The organism is Chitinophagales bacterium (assembly GCA_017303835.1).
Classification (GTDB): domain Bacteria; phylum Bacteroidota; class Bacteroidia; order Chitinophagales; family Chitinophagaceae; genus JAFLBI01.
Genome location: JAFLBI010000001.1, coordinates 1021144 through 1040159 on the forward strand (window position 1 = coordinate 1021144; position 19016 = coordinate 1040159).

The window sequence follows — 19016 nt, forward strand, 5'->3', positions numbered from 1 at the left end:
CCTATCTTGCATCACCTAAACCGATAACCAAAACGGCATTTATGAATTTTAGAAATTATCATGTTCCTTATCAGATCAATGAACAATATGCCAAAAAAGCCGTGTACTTCTCCATGGAGTTCGCAATTCACCAGCCATTGAAGATCTATAGTGGCGGTCTGGGTTTTCTGGCCGGCTCACATTTGCGTAGTGCTTATGAACTGAGACAAAACATGATTGGTATTGGTATTCTTTGGAAATACGGATACTACGACCAAACACGTAACCAGGATCAGACTTTACAGCCTGCCTGGATGGAAAAAATTTACTCTTTTCTGGAAGATACTGGCATCAAGTTTCAAATCCTCATCCACGACCATCCGGTTTGGGTGAAAGCCTGGTACTTGAATCCGGAAACCTTTAATAGTGCTCCACTATTCCTGTTAAGTACAGACCTGCCTGAGAACGACTATGTATCTCAGACCATCACGCACCGTTTGTATGATGCCAACGTGGCTACTAAAGTTGCGCAGTTTATCCTGCTGGGCGTTGGTGGTGCAAAGTTGGTAGATGAGCTGGGCTTTAATCCGGATGTGTATCACCTCAATGAAGCACACGGTATTTCTGCTGCATTCTACTTATTGAATAAGTTCAAGAGTGTAGAAAAACTGAAACAGCATCTGGTATTTACCACACATACGCCAGAAGAAGCCGGTAACGAGAAACACGATATCTATCTCTGTCACAAAATGAGTTATTTCTGTGGACTGAGTCTGGATGAAGTGCGTAAACTCACCGGTATTGAAGATGATCAGTTCAACCATTCACTGGCTGCATTACGTTTTGCAAGAAAGGCCAACGGTGTTTCTGAACTGCATGGTCATGTAAGCCGCGATATGTGGAAGAAGCACGAAGGCATTTGCGAAATCACTTCCATTACCAACGCACAGAACTGGCGTTACTGGGCTGATAAGCAATTGTATCGCTATGCAGAAGAAGGCAATGATGCTGCTTTCGACGACAGAAAGAAATACCTGAAAAAGCGTGCATTTGAAATCGTGGCTGATCAAACAGGTAAAAAGTTTGATCCGGATACATTAACCATTGTTTGGGCAAGACGTTTTGCCGGTTATAAGCGTGCAGATATGCTGACTTATGACATGGAGCGTTTTGAAAAATTGATCAACAGCATCGACAGACCTGTACAGGTAATTTGGGCTGGTAAACCCTACCCTGTTGATTACCCGGCAATCACGCAGTTCAACAACCTGGTTCACTTAAGCAAGAATTATAAGAATGTTGCAGTACTCATTGGTTATGAGCTCGGTTTGAGCAAACGACTAAAGCAAGCTGCTGATATTTGGTTGAACAATCCACGTGTACCAAGAGAAGCTTCCGGTACCAGTGGTATGACCGCTGCCATGAATGGTGCAGTGAACTTCTCAACTGATGATGGCTGGATTCCTGAATTTGTAAACCACGGCAATAATGGCTTTGTGGTACCAAAAGCAGATTATGCCAATATGCATGTGCATGAGCAGGATGAATACGATTTGAATAAATTGTATGAAATTCTGGAAGAGCAGGTTGTGCCTTTGTATTACGATAATTACGACACCTGGCGTCAGATCATGAAAAACGGCATGCGCGATGTTCGATTCAAATTCGACAGTAACCGAATGGCAGAAGAATACTACGAAATCATGTACAAATAAATACAACCCCTGCAATAACTGCAGGGGTTTTTCTTTTTGATCAGAACAGAAGCCGTCAGGATTTGTTAGTATTGCAATGATGACCAAACACAAGATTGTTGTAGCCATTACCGGAGCAAGCGGTTCTATCTATGCCAAACTATTGCTGGATAAGCTGGCTACAGCTGCAGACCAAGTAGCTGCTGTTGGAATTGTGATGAGCAAGAATGCGGAAACTGTATGGCAAACTGAATTGGGTAATGAATCTTATAAAGACTATTCATTCAATTTCTACAGCAAGCATGATTTCAATGCACCCTTTGCCTCCGGATCGGCACAGTTCAATACAATGATTGTGGCACCTTGTAGCATGGGCACCCTCGGCAGAATTGCCGCAGGTATCAGTGATGATTTAACCACGCGTGCAGCGGATGTGATGCTGAAAGAACGTAGAAAGCTCATACTCATGGTGCGCGAAACACCCTATAACCTGATCCATATTCGCAATATGGAAACTGTTACACTTGCCGGTGGCATTATTTGCCCGGCCTCCCCTTCTTACTACAGCCAACCAGCAACCATTGAAGCGGCAGCGGCCACCGTAGTAGACCGTGCATTGGATCTTGCCGGACTTCAGTTAAATGCGTATCGCTGGGGACAATAAAAAAGCCCCCGCCAAAAGGCAAGGGGCCATCTATCGGGGGATTGAGTCTCCAATTATCCTTTCGCTGCGAACAGGTAAACTGTCAGCTGCACATCATTAGCAGGGCCTTTGTAATTAATGCCCAGTAAAGTGCGGTCGATAGAGAAGAATGCCTGACCAAAGAAACCCTTGTCATCTGCTGAACGAACCACAGCTGGGAATTTCAAAGGCACATTCAAACCTTTGATGCTCAGGTTACCACTGATTTCTACGTTTGTAGCATTTGTGTAGTTAACACCAGAAATCGTGAAAACTGCTTCAGTGTTTTTTGCTACATCAAAGAAATCTGGGCTTTTCAGGTGACCAGCCAGACGATCTCCACCACCAGCGTCAGTTACTTTAATGCTAGTAAGATCAATCACAAAGCTGCCGCCAGTGATTTTACCACCATCAGTTGTAATGCTACCGCTTTTCAGGTTGAAAGTACCAGTATGGTAGTCCTTGGCTTTAGCACCAATCCACTCTACACGGCTTCTTTCAGTGTTTACAGTGTAGTTGTCTGCAGGCTTTACAGTAAACGCAGAAACACCAGCCATCAGGGCCAATGCTGCAACTGCTGAGAAGATTTTTTTCATGCTTGTCTATTTGTTTTGAGTGTCGAAAATAGGGAAATTTTACTAATTACATGTACATACATCAATTTGTTGCAAAAAAACCAAAACTTTAACATTCACAGGGGTTGAAAATGGGCAGATGCCCATACCTGAATTCACCTATCTTCGCGAAAATTTTTGACTACCTATGAACCTGCACGAATACCAGGCTAAAGAGCTCCTGAAGAAATTCAATGTTCCAGTACAGGAAGGCATTGCTGTAGATACAGTAATGGCTGCGGAAGAAGCTTACAGACAAATCAAGACCCAGACCAATAACAATTTTGCGGTAGTGAAAGCACAGATTCATGCCGGTGGTCGGGGTAAAGGCAAGATTGCCGGTACAGAGCAACGTGGTGTGGCTGTTGCCAAAAGCCTGGAAGATGTGAGCACGATTGCCAAGAATATCCTTGGTGGTACCCTGGTAACCATTCAGACTGGTGCTGCTGGTAAAAAAGTGAATAAGGTTTTAGTGGCACAGGATGTATATTATCCAGGCCCCAACCCTGTTAAAGAATTTTATCTCTCCATCCTGCTGGATCGTTCAAAAGGTCAGAACGTGATCATGTACAGCACAGAAGGTGGTATGGATATTGAAGAAGTTGCACACAACACACCTGAAAAAATCTTCAAGGAGTGGGTACATCCCGGCGGTAAGTTGCAGGGCTTCCAGGCAAGAAAAATCGCTTTCAACCTGGGCCTGAGCGGTGAAGCTTTCAAGAACTGTGTGAAGTTTGTAACCAATTTATACAATGCTTACGTGACTTTGGATTGCGGTATGTTGGAGATTAACCCGCTGTTCAAAACCAGTGATGAGAAAATCATTGCGGTTGACTGTAAGATGAATATTGATGATAACGCTTTGATGCGTCATGCTGAAACAGCTGCGCTGCGTGATATCACAGAAGAAGATCCAACAGAAGTAGAAGCTGGCCAGTACAACCTGAACTTTGTAAAGCTGGATGGTAACGTAGGCTGTATGGTAAACGGTGCAGGTTTGGCAATGGCTACCATGGATATGATTAAACTGAGCGGTGGCGAGCCTGCTAACTTCCTAGATGTAGGTGGTACAGCGAATGCACAAACTGTAGAAGCTGGTTTCCGCATCATAATGAAGGATCCAAACGTGAAAGCCATCCTGATCAATATCTTCGGTGGTATTGTTCGTTGCGATCGTGTTGCTGCCGGTGTTATCGAAGCCTACAATAAGCTGGGTAATATCAATATCCCCATCATTGTTCGTTTGCAGGGCACCAATGCAGAAGAAGCAAAGAAACTGATTGATGAAAGTGGCTTGAAAGTACAATCAGCTATCCTGCTCAGCGAAGCAGCCGATCTGGTGAAGAAAGCAGTAGCTTAAATCATTCTACCTATTATTCAAAACCCCGAGCATGTCTCGGGGTTTTTTATTGTGCTTGAATGGGCTTTACTTCTGTAATGGGGCTGAAAGAATAATGCAGTCCTGTACGCAGTTCCACACATTCAATTCTTGTCCTGCGTTTATGCAATTTCCTGAATTGCTTCCCCTTCTCAGTTTCAAACAAAGCTCCATCGGGTAATTCTTCAATCATTATACCGTTGCGCTGTTGTACAGGATTGTATCGACGCAATACTTTCAGCAATTCCATCTCTCCATTGGCCGTTGCTGCCGGGTTCATCACAGATTTGCGCAAAGCTTTTACAATATCCTCGGGAAAGAACTGGCGGCCAATAAAATCTTGTAACAAACCGGAGTAAGTTCGCTTCCACTCGATCCCATGAGGTTCTACCCTTCTCCCAAATTGTTCAAACGTGAGCAAATGGGCCAGCTCATGCAATAAGGTAATCAGGAATTCATACTGGTTAAGATCACCATTAACAGTAATTCGGTGATTGGCTCCATGGTGTGCGTGGCGATAATCGCCCAGCACTGATTTTCTTTTCTTCGTAACAGTTAAATGCACCTGATAGCGATGCAAGTAATCTACGACTGGATCGAAACTACCCGGAGGTAGAAATCCGGCCAGTGCCTGCATGGGATGTTCAGAGATCGGCATTTTTCTTTTTCGCATTCCTTCTGAGCACGAGTATTACTTCAACTGTTGTGTATGCGATATACATAAACATACCACCGAAAATACCGCCCATATTGAGTAATTCACCAGAGGCATAGAAGTAGATAAATATGGATGCAACGATAACCAACAATTTCAGCACTGTTGCCCCCATGACATTGCGTACAAATGCAAATTCATTTTTAGTAGTATAGGATGCATTGTGCATGCGCATACTGATAATGGTTAACACAAACAGCATGGCATTGGCAGATAGTAATACCCTGGGGCTGATGGCTTTCTTTTCAAAACCTGTCCAACCCAAGCCAGTAATACCCAAAATGACAATAGCCAGTAAGCCTAGCCACATCCAGTCTTTAATCTTGTCTATCTGCATAATTATTTATTTGAAGTATCCCTGATTACTTTCACCAACATGCCAATCAGGATAAGCAAAGGTAACAGCCAGGCAAAAACTGGCATAGTTAGCGCCATCTTTTTATCCAGCCAGAATCCACCATATACAGCGAGAAGTAATGCGGCCACCAATTGTGTTGCCAAACCAAGGTATTGCAGCAGTAATGAAGGGCGTTGTTTTGGAGGCACTTGCTTAGTCATTCGATGTCTCAACATTAGGGAGTTGGAGCAAAGCTGTATCCCTTTCAGTAGGTGCAGTACCATTGAGTACTTTCTTAACGCTTTCCAGGTATAAATCTTTTTGCCGAATGGTTTGCTCCAGAGAGTCTGTCCTGATTTTGAGGAGTTGCAAAGCAGAACGGCTTTCGCGCGTTCCATATCCGGGGATATAGTATTTCAGCGGGGTAAAAACAATTAAGCCAATCGTTAATCCAACCATGAGGATAAAGACAGTACTAAGCCCGATATAGACACTCAACCTGCTCAGCCTGAACGTGACCATTTCCTCGAATGTATCATCGTTCATGATCACCAGCCTGTAGCGGTTACGCAGTCTTTTTACGGTATCCTGATTGAATAATTCTGCCATAATCTTTTCCCTTTGTTAAAGGTAATATTCTGGCACTGAACTGCATCGTTTACCACATAAATAGCCGTATTTTTATTGCTGATGAACGTATGTGCACAGCTTAGATGGCTCTCAGGCATTCTTACCTTTGTAATAATCTTTGGTACGACATGTTTTACGCGCCTGAATGCCCAGCCGAATAACAGCATTACCCTTCAAAAACCGAAGAAGTTCGAAGACAGGCAACTGGCTTCAGAGAAAACTGCTGAGAAAAAGAATACAGTACTCCGCCGTTTTACCCAAAGTGGCTTCACACATTACAATTACTTTTTTAATGCAGATCAGAAATTAAAAGACATACTGCTCGCTGCAAAATCCCAGTTCAAAGAAGATTATACCCAGCTCCTTCCCTTTTATAACTATACACTTGATGCAACTGCAAATGAACAGTCGATGCTGGATTCACTTTTGTACAAATGCACTGCAGGCATTCTGCTCCACGATTTGCGCAATGCATGGATAGATGATTTGTATTTGTTACTGGGTAAAGCATATTTCTTCAGAAAGGATTTTGACTCTGCCGCATTTACTTTTCAATACATCAATTACGCCTATGCACCTAAGGATGATGGGTATGATATTCCCTTAGGCAGCAATGCATCCAATACCAACGGCGTATTTACCATTGTTACCAAGGAACAAAGAAATCTCTGGAAAAAAATCTGGACCAATCCACCTGTTAGAAACGAAGCATTACTCTGGCAGGTCAGAACCATGATTGAGGAAAGTAAGATTGCTGAAGCTTCTGGTTTAATCGAATTACTTCAGGCAGATCCTTATTTCCCAAAAAGACTTCATCCAGAATTGCATGAGGTACAAGCTTATTTATTCTATACACAAAAGATTCATGACAGTGCTGCCTTCCATTTACAGGAATCACTTTCACTTGCAGACGATCAACCAGAAAAAAGCCGCTGGCAATACCTAATTGCACAACTCTGGGAATTGGCAGGTAAGCCCGGACAAGCTGCAGGTTTTTATGAAAAAGTGGCGAATAAGACCAATAACCCTGTGATGGAAGTCTACGCCAGATTAAACCTTGCAAAAATTCAGGCACAAGCAGGCAGTAATAAAACAGCTGTGCATATACAATCGCTTTTGCAATTATCCAAGCGGGAAAAATACCAGGCTTACCAAGACATTATTCTCTATGCTGCAGCCCAACTGGCTTATCAGCAAGGGGATCTTGCATTAAGTGAACAAATTCTTGGAAAAGCTACCAAAGTACTGGATGCAGATCCTGAGCAAAGAGCCAGAAACTTTCTGCTTCTCGGTAATATCGCTTATCAACAAGAAGATTTTGTACTTGCTGCTTCTGCCTATGATAGTATCAATATTGCATTGTTACCAAATGCTGAACAGCAATTAATCAATATCAGAAAATCACCTCTCGCCAAAATTGGCAAACTGCAAAACAATATCAATCTGCAAGATAGTTTACTACGTATTGCAGCTTTACCGCTAGACGCAAGAAATGCTTTGGTGAAGAAAATTGTTCGACAATTAAGAAAAGAACAAGGCCTCAAAGAAAGTGCTGATGAAACTTTCTCAGACAACCTTAGTATCAATCAGCAAGACAATACCAATCTATTCAGCAACAATAATGCTGCCGATTTCTATTTTTCAAACAATGGTGTAAAAGCAAGGGGCTTTTCTGAATTCAAAGCCAAATGGGGTGAAAGACCGGATGTAGATAACTGGCGAAGAATGTCGGCAGTTGAAAGAACCATACAAAGTTTCCAGACTTTACAGCAGAACAATGATGCAGCTGTAGAAAATAAACCTACTAATAGCAATGCTGATATCACTGTTGAAACTGTATTAAGTCAAATCCCACAGACGGAAGAGCAAAAAGCAATTGCCGACTCCATGATTGCAGACGCATTGCTTGAAACAGCCAATACCTTGTTACGTGATTTAGATAATTATACCGCTGCCGCGAATGGCTACCAGCGTTTATTGAAGCGTTATCCCAACAGAAGAAGCCTGGATATACTGAAAGACTTCTATCTAAGCTGTCAGTATGCTGGTATGCAAAAAAGGGCCGACAGTGTGTTAGGCTTAATGCGTATTTACTATCCAAACAATACCATAGTTCAGCAATTGCTCAGCGGTACCAAGCAGCAAACCAAGGATGCAGGCACCACTGCTTATGAAGCGATTTATCAGGACTTTATTGCTGGTGACTTCCAAAAAGCACTGGCTAAAAAGCAGCAGGCAGATGCACAGTTTGGTCAGCAGTTCTGGACTCCACAGTTACTCTACATAGAGAGTTTATATTATATCAAACAGGGCAAAGACAGTCTTGCAATACAGCAACTAAATAATATTGAGACCAAATTTCCATCTTCACCCTTAAAGGAAAAAGCTGCTACTATGCGCGATGTGCTTAGCAGAAGAAAAGAAATTGAGTCTTATCTAACCAATCTGGAGGTAACACGCGAAGAAGATCTGGTTACCAAAAGTGTGGATTTAACGGATACAAAAGCCATTACTACCCTACCACAAAAAACTGTAGATACAGCGAGCCTGCGCAAAACTGTCGTAACCATTCCGCAACAACCGGCTGCAGCTGCTATCAAATTGCCGGAACTGAATAAAAAGGAATACCAGTTTAACCCAGTTGACACACAGTATGTGGGCATATTACTGGATAAAGTAGATGATATCTTTATCACCGAGGCTAGAAATGCATTCAATCGATACCATCAGACAAACGGCCAGTACTCCCGCTTGCGATTACAAACCAACCGATTGGATGAAAAGCGGGTATTGTTGATTACTGGACCTTTCCTGAATGCCGGAGATGCCATGGATTATCTGGACAAAACCAAACCAGCCGCCAGATCAAGAATTGTTCCCTGGTTACAGCCAGATAAATACAGTTTCAGCTTTTTCTCCAACAACAACCTAACACTACTTTTGGAGCGAAAAGACTGGGAAGTGTACCAGGCTTTTCTCAAAACGGTTTTCCCGGATAAATTTTAACTTACGAAGAATGGCGAAAGCAGGGTTCTGCCTTAGTTTTACGCCGGATATTAAAACCCTGATATGACGAACGCGGTGCGTATTTTTTGGAAGGTGTATTTCATTGGCCTTGGCATTGCTGCACTATTACTGGTGGGCATGAATTATGGACTTTTCGGTAAGATGCCATCTATTGAAGACATTGAAAACCCCTCAGCTTCTTTGGCCAGCCAGGTGTATGCTCAGGATGGTAATCTCATGGGTAAATATTACCTGGAGGACCGAATTAATGTCAAATACCGCGATATCAGCAAGCACATTGTTGAAGCACTGGTAGCAACAGAAGATGAACGCTTCTATGAACATAGTGGTATCGATCTACGCTCCTTGATGCGTGCAGCTAAAGGTCTTGGTCGCGATGGTGGTGCCAGTACCATTACCATGCAGACTGCCAAGAACCTCTTTACTGAAAACTGGAGTACCAAGAACTTTTTATTGAGGGGTATTCAGAAAATTAAAGAATCTATTATTGCCATAAAACTGGAACGCGCATTTACCAAAGAAGAAATTATCACCCTTTATCTCAATACGGTTGCTTTTAGCGATAATGTTTTTGGTATCCGTAATGCAAGTAAAACCTTTTTCCAAAAAGAGCCCGATCGTGTCACAGTGGAAGAAGCTGCTGTACTAATAGGCATGGTGAATGCGCCTTCTCTGTATAATCCAAGAAGAAATCCGAAGCTCTCAATGGATCGCCGCAATACTGTGCTTAACCAAATGGTTCGTAACAATTACCTCACAGATGCGGAAGCAGACATACTGAAGATGAAACCCATTGTACTCAATTACAAAAAATTGGATGAGACCAATGGACTTGGCCCCTATTTCAGAATGGTACTGGGTGAAGAAATGAAGCGTTGGTGTAAGGAGCATAAGAAAAGCAATGGTGATAACTATGATCTCTACAGAGATGGTTTAAAAATTTATACCACCATCAATACACGCATGCAATTGTATGCGGAAGAAGCAGTTGCTAAGCACATGAGCTATCTGCAGAAAATTCTGAACAGCCAGCAAAACATCAAGACCGGCAGTGTGTGGAAGGATTATGAGAATGTGATTCAGGCTGCGATGAAGCAAAGCGAAAGATGGCGTGCCCTCAGTAAAGAAGGTCTGGAAGAGGATGCAATCAAGAAGACATTCTACCAGAAAATACCCATGAAAGTATTTGCCTGGAATAATGAGCGATTGAAAGATACAGTGATGAGTCCGTATGACTCAATTAAATACCATCGTCAAATGATGCAGGCCGGTTTTATGGTGATGGATCCGATTACCGGTGCAGTAAAAGCCTGGGTGGGTGGTATTGATTTCAAGCATTACAAATATGATCACGTTAATATCAATACCAAGCGTCAGGTAGGTTCTTCTATTAAACCATTGCTGTATAGTCTCGCTATTGAAGAAGCAGGCTTTACACCAAATACGATGGTGGAAGATGTACAGCAGAATTTCGACGGCTATGGTTTGGTACCAGCCACCGGTAAAACCTGTACCGGTAGAACCATGCCAATGGCTTCTGCATTGACTTGGAGCCGTAACTGCGCAACTGCGTATATCATGAAGCAATTGGACAATACGGGCAACAATGGTGCAAGACGCTTTGTAGATTATCTGCGCAAACTGAATGTACAGAGCAAGATCGAACCATACCCTTCTATTGCCATCGGCAGCTGTGAAATTTCGCTCTACGAAATGATGCAGGCTTATACCATGTTCCCAGGCAGAGGCTTTAATGTGAAGCCCATGTTTATTGCTCGTATTGAAGACAGAAATGGTAATGTATTGGAAACCTTTGTACCAGAACGCAAGGAAGTCATCAGTGATATAACTGCTTATTCCACAATAAAGATGATGCAAGGTGTAGTACAATCCGGTACGGGCAGAGGCATTTATGCTTATGGTGCTGTTGGTGAACTCGCCGGCAAAACTGGCACGACCAACGATAATAGCGATGCTTGGTTTATGGGCTATTCACCACAACTTCTTGCAGGTGCATGGGTAGGTGCTGATGATCGCTTTATCAGATTAAGTTCAAAATTGGGTGAAGGTGCTTCTGCTGCATTACCTATTTGGGGCTATTTCTATGGTAAGGCTATCAATGATCCTAATTGCGGATTAGACAGAAACCTCACATTCACCAAACCAGAATCCATGGCCAATGATATCATCATGGATTGGATCAATGATGTGCAGCCTGCACTGGGTGCAGAGGGCGAAGATATGGGTGCAGGAACCAGTGATGATTATGAAATGGAAAACATCAAGCCAGAAGATATCAAAGCAGAATCTGAGATACTCATTGAAGACAAAAAGGAATCCAAACCTGCAGCTATCCCGTCAAACAATAAGCCTGCAGATAATAAGCCAGGAAATACACCGGCCACTAAACCGGGACAACAACCAGCGGTAGTACCCAAAGCTGTTATGCCACCCCCACCCAAAAAACCAGGTGGTGGAAACAAATAATTCAATCGTGCTCATGAAACAGTTCATTGCCTTTGTTTGCTTACTGAGTATTCAAACACTCTCTGCGCAGGAGATACCATCGCTGCCAGGTGTTCCTGAAAAACTATTCTGGGAAAACAAACCAATTAACTGGAGTTTCCAGAACAAGACATTAACCATTAAAGCCGGTGCGAAAACAGATATGTTTCGCGATCCGAATGTTACTTACAACACAGATAATGCGCCAAAGCTTTTGTTTCAACCTGATAGTAATTTTATCCTCACTGCAGCTGTTGAGCATGCATTTGCCAATAAATGGGATGGCGGCGCATTGGTCTTAAAAGTTGATAGTCTTCGCTGGGTAAAATTTTGTTTGGAAAAGGATTATACTGGTGCCAGACGTATCGTATCCGTTGTAACCAACAATGTGTCTGATGATGCCAACTCAATAGCCATCACTGGTAATAAGGCCTACTTCAAAATGGCTAAAGCCGGTAATGTGATTACCTTATACGTTTCAACAGATGGCAAAAAATGGTTGCTGGTGCGACATGTGCAAATGAATATCCTTGAAAAATTTGCAGTTGGTTTTCTGGCACAATCGCCTACAGGTGAATCCTGCACAGTACGATTCAGCAATATTCAATACGCAGCTAAAAAACTGAAAGACCCGTATGTGGCGGAGTAAGTTTCAGCTATGCTGTTTAGTTGCACTGCTTTTAAGTGCCTGTACTGGAACCAGACTCAAACAGCGCTGGCTGAATACGCCAGCACCGGATAGTTTTTCCGTAAGATTTCATACAACCAAAGGCCAGTTTACAATTGCTGTGAAAAGGCATTTAAGTCCGGCAGCAGCAGACCGCTTCTATCAACAAGTGATTCACCGGTTTTATGATGATGCATTTTTCTATCGCGTTGTGCCTGGTTTTGTAGCGCAATTCGGACCCACCGATACCCTACTAAAAAATGCATGGGCCAATCACAAAGTTCCTGATGAACCTGTAGTGTCGCCCAATGTACGAGGTGCACTGGCATATGCACGCAGCGGTAAAGAAACTAGAAATGCTGATTTGTTTATCAATCTGCAATCCAATTCGCCGAGACTCGATACCATTCGCTACAATGGTGTAACAGGTTTTCCGGTATTTGGGCATGTGGTACAAGGCATGGCTGTTGTAGATAGTTTGTATAATGGTTATGCCAACCAACCGCTGCGCTTCATTGATAGTGTACATAAACGCACTAAAGTATTGAAAGCACGCTATCCCAAACTAGATCAGATCAAAAAAGTACGGCTCATCAGAAATTAATCTGTACCTGCAAGCGCAGCAATCGTCCTTTCTGTCGGTTATTCTGCAGCACAAAATCTTCGAATCTACGATCAGAAAAAGTGTACATCGCAACAAGCTCCAGTGTTTTTGCAGGCTGCCACTCAACGCCCACTTCTAATTCGCGAACAGTATAACTTCTGGCATCTAATTCATGCTTTTTACCGCCCTCATAGTATTGCGCTCTTGTAAATGGCAGGAATGTTTGATTCCCTTTACGAATCATGTAGTAACATTGGAAATAGCCACCGGTTAAGGATCTGAGCTCAATAGAATCTGTCAACTTATTGAATTCTGGACCACGGCCAATATTGTACTCGGCCTGAATACCAAATGGTTTTGGATACAAGACAAAATTCATTGCTGCGCGCTGATCCAAGTACTCGTTATTGGCAGCCCTTTTCACTCCATTACTGGTTGATAAGAGCACAAACTTGCCAGAATAAGCTTGAATACCCGGCTCAATGATCTGATTGCCGATACGGATAGGGTATGAAAATCGTGTAACAATATGCGGTTGATTATTTCGCTCAGGCTGATTGGCTGTTTGACCGTTATAAGCACCAAAAGCAAAGACGCCATAATCACCAGAGCCTTTCAATCCATCATTCACCAAAGAAGCATACAATTTGCGCACTGATTCTGGTGCCCAATAAAAGAATGCACCCAGATCGCGTTCGTTTGTAACTGCACTATTAAGCGCATCCGCACGGTCTAATGCAATTCTGTTTTGGCTGGATTGCATATTCTCAAACCCAAACGGTACCTTACTCTGTCCTACCCTAATCCTGAATTCATTTTTCTTATCAAAACCAAGATCCATATAAGCATCACGCAATTGCGCGATGTGTTGTGTTGTACCAACAGAAGAGGCAAAGTCTGGCTGAACATAGAAATATACTTTCTCAGAAATTTGCCCAAAAAAGATAATACGCATACGGCGTATAAAGAAACCACCACCATCGCCCCAAGAGCGGTCGCACTGCTCACACTTAAGATTGGGATTCGTCTCCATCAGCCTGTTATACCGGCCTTGAGTATACCCTCTGATGGCAAAGCGATCAAACCACTTTAGGCCTGCAGCTTGAGTACCATTCTTCAAGGGCAATTCCGGCTGCTGTTGAATCTGGGCTGAAACAGACAATGTGACGCAATACAAAAACAGTATGAACAGAAGCTTTTTCAATTGTTATCTTTTTGTAAACAGACGCAAAGGTGTAGGCTTCTGTCCGCTTAACAATCAGTTAACAATAACTTAATATTTAATATTCCTTTAGGTAATCTTACTCACTTAATCAATTGAGCCCCATCGGCAATTCTAACCTTGATTTCATGGGGCAAGGCCCCAAACTGCTGCTTGAATCTGTCAGCTAATTGATCTAGTATAAATGGTATTTGTTGAGTCTCAGCAAGCATTAACACACATCCCCCGAATCCACCGCCCATTAACCTTGCACCGTAAACACCGGCCATTTGTCTAGCAGTATCCACAAGCAGATCCAATTCAACACAGGAAACAGCATACTGATCCTTAAGTCCAGCATGGGTTTCGAATAAATACTTACCCAGCCTTTGCAAATCACCCGCCTCCAAGGCTTTACAAGCTTTGAATAATCTCTCTTTTTCTTCTATTACATAAAGGCAACGCTGGTACACTGTTTCGGTGATCAACTCGCTTACTTGATTGAGCATGCTACTATCTGCATCCCTGAGCGCTGCAACAGCAGGAAACTTCTGTTGGAGAACGGCAAGGCCTGATTCACACTCCTGCCTTCTTTGATTATATGCAGAACCGGCGAGACTGTGCTTTACCCCTGTATTGATGAGTAAAAATTCAGCATCCGCTAATTCTATCGGGATGTATTGATGCGTGAGGCTTCTGCAATCCAATTGCAATGCATGTCCCTGTTTACCAAACATACTTGCATACATATCCATGATGCCACAGCGAACACCTGCGTATTGATGTTCTGCTTGCTGTGCCATCAGCACAATATCCATATCGCTAACTGGGACTTGAACAAAAGCCTGCAAAGCCTTACCCATGGCTACGGATATGGCAGCAGAAGAAGACAATCCGGCGCCAAGCGGCACTTCACTATGCAGTACAACTGTACATGCAGGAATATGTATACCACGCAGTTGGAATTGATCCATCATACCCAGGAGATAATTGCTCCAATGTCCGCGCACTTGTGGTTGAATTGCGTCCGAAGCAATTTGGATAGTTTCATTCAAATCTGCAGCATGTAAAGTATATCCAGACTTTGTCTCAGGTAATAGTAGTATCCAAGCATATTTGTCAATAGCTGCCGGCAGTACAAAGCCATCATTGTAATCGGTATGCTCACCAATGATATTGATTCTACCAGGAGCACAGGCAACAATGGCCCCTTCTCTGTAAAGGCTTGCAATTTGTTCTGGAAGCTGCATGTATGAATATAAAACAAATGCCTCCTTGCGGAGGCATTGTTCTGTTTATTTTTTGGGTTGATCAATCTCTAAACCCCAGTCAATCCCTTTCATGGTAGCAGGCACGCCTTCTGTCATCCACTTGGGTGCAGGTGCACCTTTGAGGTAATGATCGAAGAACTGACCAAGACGAATGGATAAATCTTTTGCATTTCTTCTTTCAGACAGATTGTGTAATTCATCATTGTACTGCAACAACCAAACCGGCTTACCCAAACGCTTTAACGCAGTGAAGAATTCAATGCCTTGGTACCAGGGCACAGCATCATCTTTGTCGTTATGCGTCATCAGCAAAGGTGTTTTCACCTTATCTGCCTGGAACAATGGCGAGTTCTTGATATACAAATCAGGACGCTGCCACAAGGTAGCGCCAATACGGCTTTGTGATTTCTCATACTGGAACTGACGGCTGATACCTGTACCCCAGCGAATACCACCATAAGCACTCGTCATGTTGGCAACTGGTGCACCGGCACCTGCAGCGGCAAACATATTGGTGCGCGTGATTAACCATGCAACCTGATAACCACCCCAGCTTTGTCCCTGAATGGCCATCTTAGTACTATCCACCCACTTCATCTTACTTAAGTAACGAGCAGCTGAAACAATGGAATTGTATGCACCACCACCGGGTTCACCATTCTTGTAGAAAATATCCGGATCAAATACCAGGTATCCATTACTCACGAAATAAGGAATATTCACGGTGGATCTGCTTGGTGCAGGCGTGCGGTAATTGTAACGCGTGTCTGCATCCCTTTCATAGAAGTAGAAGATAACCGGATACTTCTTGGTGCTGTCAAAATTCTCAGGCTTGTACAACAAACCTTCACTCATCTTACCATCCAGCATTTTCCATCTGTGCAATTCAACGGTTAACCAATTATAGTCTTTCTGTTGAGGATTGATATTACTTAACTGGATTGGATTCTTTGCTGCAGCATTATCGCCACTATTCACAACAGTAATGTTCGGCGATTGATTAAAAGAGCCTTTCAGGTAAGCAAGTGTATTTGCTTGTTTTGCCTTGAAAAAGCCATTCACAGAAGCAGGCTCTGTTGCAGCAGTTGCATCGAAACTTGTTCCCATGGTATACCAGCGGTATCCATTGCCTTTTTCTTTGTTGTCAAATACGGAGAACAAGACTTGCTGATCATCTTTGATCATACGTTCTTCTCTGTCGAGACGCACATACCGATAAGTAATGTTTTGCTTACGACCAAGGCCATTGGTGATACTAACAGGTTGCTCTTTACCTGAAGGATCTACTTTCCAAACATCATACTTATCATATACATATGCATAACGATCACCAGTGTGGAAACCCATGGTGCCATGTGGTGGCGGATCATCTGGATGATCATCTTCCTCATCAAATACAGGTACTTTAATACCCTTTGTTGCATTGATCGTAGTACCAGTAGCAAGGCTGTAAGCGAAATAATTGCGCTGCTTCCAATCGTACCACATCACATAATTGGCTTCAGGCGATAATTGTGCACCGCCACGAACTTTGTCTGCAATCTGTTTTCTGGAACCGTCTTTCAGATTCACGATAAACAATCTGCGTAAATTGCTCTGCTCCCACTGATCTTGTATGCGGTAGCCTTTATCGCCCATACCAAGCGCAATATCAGCATTGCCTTCGTTACCTGGCATCACGATATCGCAATCCTCATCAGCCAACTGCACGACCCGATCATCACCTACATGCCATACAGACAAAAAGCTTCTGCGCAAGGTCTGCTGCAGTGTTACCAACTGTTGCGGCTGCAACTCATCATCTTTATGATTCCAGATATCTAAACGTGCAGTTTCAAAATCAACGAGGTTGGTATCTTTTACCGGACGAATCGGCGCCAGCCCAAAGAACAGTTTCTTACCATCCTTGCTGAAATTATTGTTGTAATCAGGACTAACCGTTAAACCACCTACTACACCTTTGGTTACACGATCTGCTTTGATGGCAGCTGCAGACATTCCTTGCTGATAATACCAAAGTCTGTAAAACTTTTTCAATGCCTTTGTGGCGCTATCACGCTCAGCAACAAAAGCTACTTGCGTTGCATCTTCACTGATAGCATAATTCTTTGCATCATTGAAACCTTTCAATAAAGTATCTGCTTTCCAACTATTGAGATCATACCACAATACCAAAGCCTTCGTAAGACTATCTCCATTTTTGCGAGATGTTTCCACCAAAAGTTTAGTACCATTCTTACTGAAATAATATTCATTCACCAGTTTAATACGACTCTCTTTACCGGATACTGTGTTTCGTACCACCAACTCTGTACCTTCTTCAACAGGTTCTTCTGTTGGTCTTGCTGCCGATGCCGGACGGTTGTTTCTATTCTGCAAAACAGACAATCCCTTTGTTTGCGCCTCACTCACTTTTGCACGAAGACTGTCTGCTACTTTTAACAGACTATCTGCCATGCGCGTAAGTTGTTGCAGCTGCGTTGCTGAATCCGGACGCTGGCGTTGTGCGGGCGTTTCGGGCAATGCTTTCTCCAGATGATAAGCCAACCAACCGGATGCTTTCTCAGGAGTTTTGTAAGATTTTACACGCGGCAGTTTAGTAAGTTGATCCTTACCCCAAACATAGATGCCCAAACTATCTTTCGGCATATCATCGGGTCTGCGCTTTTTGATGCGTGCTTCTCTGGTGTCTTTGAAAAAAGGACGAATACGGAAGAATACATATTGATTGTCTTCGCTGATAGTAGCATTATAGCCACGCGCAATTTCTTTTTTGAAACTGCCATCACTGGATTGAATTACCAGCGTGCCATCTCCTTCCTGTGGATTGATGGTATAGACTACAAATTTTCCATCATTACTGATCATTCGTTCACCGATACTTTGCCAACCATCGTAAACGCTATGATCCAAAGGCTTTTTTTGTGCACGCACTGCAATAACCAGCAGAAAGCATGCAGCCAGAATCAGGGGTTTCTTCATAAACAGTCTTTATTAAGGCACTAAATATAAATGAAGAAACAACAGGCCAGACAAGAATTACAGGACCGGAGCAATATTGTGCTGCAACAAGAGCTGATCCAGATCAGGCTCTTTTTTGGCCTGATAAATCGGCTGGTGAAATTCATGCAGCTTTTGTAAGATGAAGAGCAATTGCAGCTTCTCCTCTTCTGATAGATTGCCGGAAACGATATGGGTTACTTTGGTCATGGCATGAAAACTGCCTTCGAGGGTTTGTCGCCCCGCTGCAGTTAGTGTGAGGCGTTTACTTCTGCCGTCTGATGGATCATCCTGCTGATCCAGATAACCCTTCTCCAAGAGGCGACGAATCACTTCCATCCCCGTAGGCTTTTCCTGGATATTGCGCTCAATTAGCTCCATTTTGTTCATACTACTGTAGGGATAGAGCGTTATTAAAAAAGTAAACTCGTCGAAACTATTGATACCGGTTCCCTCCAATGCCTTTTTCACATACATACGGGCATAGCGATTCATAAACACCACCAGCTTGCTGATCATGCTTTCCAGTGTTTCGCCTGCAATAGCCCCTTCTGGAATGACAGGCGTCTGAAAATGATGCTTTGCCCCCATCAACCAGGCACCAAACGATTGAGGATCAGCACTGGTATGGCCTTCCTGCTCGTATCGCTCCAGCTCATTCATCAGATTTTTGATCAACAAATAGTTCATAAACAGCGTTTATTTCCCAAAT

General features: G+C 43.1%; 16 protein-coding genes. 7 read left to right on the plus strand and 9 right to left on the minus strand.

The features are described 5' to 3' along the window. Positions 1–41: 41 nt before the first annotated feature. Together glgP and J0L83_04585 are read left to right on the plus strand one after the other, a co-directional pair. A complete protein-coding gene (gene glgP / locus J0L83_04580) occupies positions 42–1694 on the plus strand; it encodes an alpha-glucan family phosphorylase (GenBank protein MBN8663823.1) in 1653 nt (550 codons plus the stop codon). Between the two features lie 79 nt (positions 1695–1773). Next, a complete protein-coding gene (locus J0L83_04585) occupies positions 1774–2337 on the plus strand; it encodes a UbiX family flavin prenyltransferase (protein MBN8663824.1) in 564 nt (187 codons plus the stop codon). Positions 2338–2390: 53 nt separating this feature from the next. Here J0L83_04585 and J0L83_04590 read toward each other — a convergent pair whose 3' ends face one another. Next, positions 2391–2951, minus strand: coding sequence for a YceI family protein (locus J0L83_04590; protein MBN8663825.1), 561 nt, complete (start codon positions 2949–2951; stop codon positions 2391–2393). A 166-nt stretch (positions 2952–3117) separates the two neighbouring features. On the opposite strand from J0L83_04590, the gene sucC reads away from it, so the two are divergent. Further along, the gene (gene sucC, locus J0L83_04595) at positions 3118–4329 is read left to right on the plus strand and encodes an ADP-forming succinate--CoA ligase subunit beta (protein MBN8663826.1); all 1212 of its coding nucleotides are present in this window, start codon (positions 3118–3120) and stop codon (positions 4327–4329) included. 46 nt (positions 4330–4375) lie between these two features. Here the strand turns inward: sucC and J0L83_04600 are convergent, their stop codons facing one another. From J0L83_04600 to J0L83_04615, 4 genes are read right to left on the minus strand one after another with little or no spacing between them, the layout of a single operon-like run. Then, on the minus strand, positions 4376–5005 hold the full coding sequence (locus J0L83_04600; GenBank protein ID MBN8663827.1) for a SprT-like domain-containing protein: 630 nt from the start codon (positions 5003–5005) through the stop codon (positions 4376–4378). Beyond that, positions 4992–5399, minus strand: a complete 408-nt coding sequence (locus J0L83_04605) for a hypothetical protein (GenBank protein ID MBN8663828.1) — start codon at positions 5397–5399, stop codon at positions 4992–4994. The genes J0L83_04600 and J0L83_04605 overlap by 14 nt, the downstream gene beginning before the upstream one ends. A gap of 2 nt (positions 5400–5401) precedes the next feature. Then, a complete protein-coding gene (locus J0L83_04610) occupies positions 5402–5620 on the minus strand; it encodes an AtpZ/AtpI family protein (GenBank protein ID MBN8663829.1) in 219 nt (72 codons plus the stop codon). Next, the gene (locus J0L83_04615) at positions 5613–6008 is read right to left on the minus strand and encodes a hypothetical protein (GenBank protein ID MBN8663830.1); all 396 of its coding nucleotides are present in this window, start codon (positions 6006–6008) and stop codon (positions 5613–5615) included. The genes J0L83_04610 and J0L83_04615 overlap by 8 nt, the downstream gene beginning before the upstream one ends. Before the next feature lie 81 nt (positions 6009–6089). Here J0L83_04615 and J0L83_04620 point away from each other — a divergent pair, with 81 nt between their 5' ends. From J0L83_04620 to J0L83_04635, 4 genes are all read left to right on the plus strand, one after another. Then, on the plus strand, positions 6090–9035 hold the full coding sequence (locus J0L83_04620; GenBank protein ID MBN8663831.1) for a hypothetical protein: 2946 nt from the start codon (positions 6090–6092) through the stop codon (positions 9033–9035). A gap of 63 nt (positions 9036–9098) precedes the next feature. Then, entirely contained in the window at positions 9099–11543 is a 2445-nt protein-coding gene (locus tag J0L83_04625; protein MBN8663832.1) for a penicillin-binding protein, read from the plus strand. 13 nt (positions 11544–11556) lie between these two features. Next, entirely contained in the window at positions 11557–12210 is a 654-nt protein-coding gene (locus tag J0L83_04630) for a DUF1349 domain-containing protein (protein MBN8663833.1), read from the plus strand. After that, entirely contained in the window at positions 12197–12832 is a 636-nt protein-coding gene (locus J0L83_04635) for a peptidylprolyl isomerase (protein MBN8663834.1), read from the plus strand. Before J0L83_04630 ends, J0L83_04635 begins: the two co-directional genes overlap by 14 nt. On the opposite strand, the gene J0L83_04640 is transcribed toward J0L83_04635, so the two are convergent. From J0L83_04640 to J0L83_04655, 4 genes are all read right to left on the minus strand, one after another. After that, complete coding sequence (locus J0L83_04640) at positions 12822–14036, minus strand: hypothetical protein (GenBank protein ID MBN8663835.1); 1215 nt, start codon at positions 14034–14036, stop codon at positions 12822–12824. The two genes, J0L83_04635 and J0L83_04640, sit on opposite strands and share 11 nt — an antisense overlap. A gap of 101 nt (positions 14037–14137) precedes the next feature. Next, complete coding sequence (galK, locus tag J0L83_04645; GenBank protein MBN8663836.1) at positions 14138–15283, minus strand: galactokinase; 1146 nt, start codon at positions 15281–15283, stop codon at positions 14138–14140. A gap of 45 nt (positions 15284–15328) precedes the next feature. Further along, the gene (locus tag J0L83_04650) at positions 15329–18286 is read right to left on the minus strand and encodes a S9 family peptidase (GenBank protein MBN8663837.1); all 2958 of its coding nucleotides are present in this window, start codon (positions 18284–18286) and stop codon (positions 15329–15331) included. 57 nt (positions 18287–18343) lie between these two features. Continuing rightward, complete coding sequence (locus J0L83_04655; protein ID MBN8663838.1) at positions 18344–18994, minus strand: winged helix DNA-binding protein; 651 nt, start codon at positions 18992–18994, stop codon at positions 18344–18346. Positions 18995–19016 lie beyond the last annotated feature (22 nt).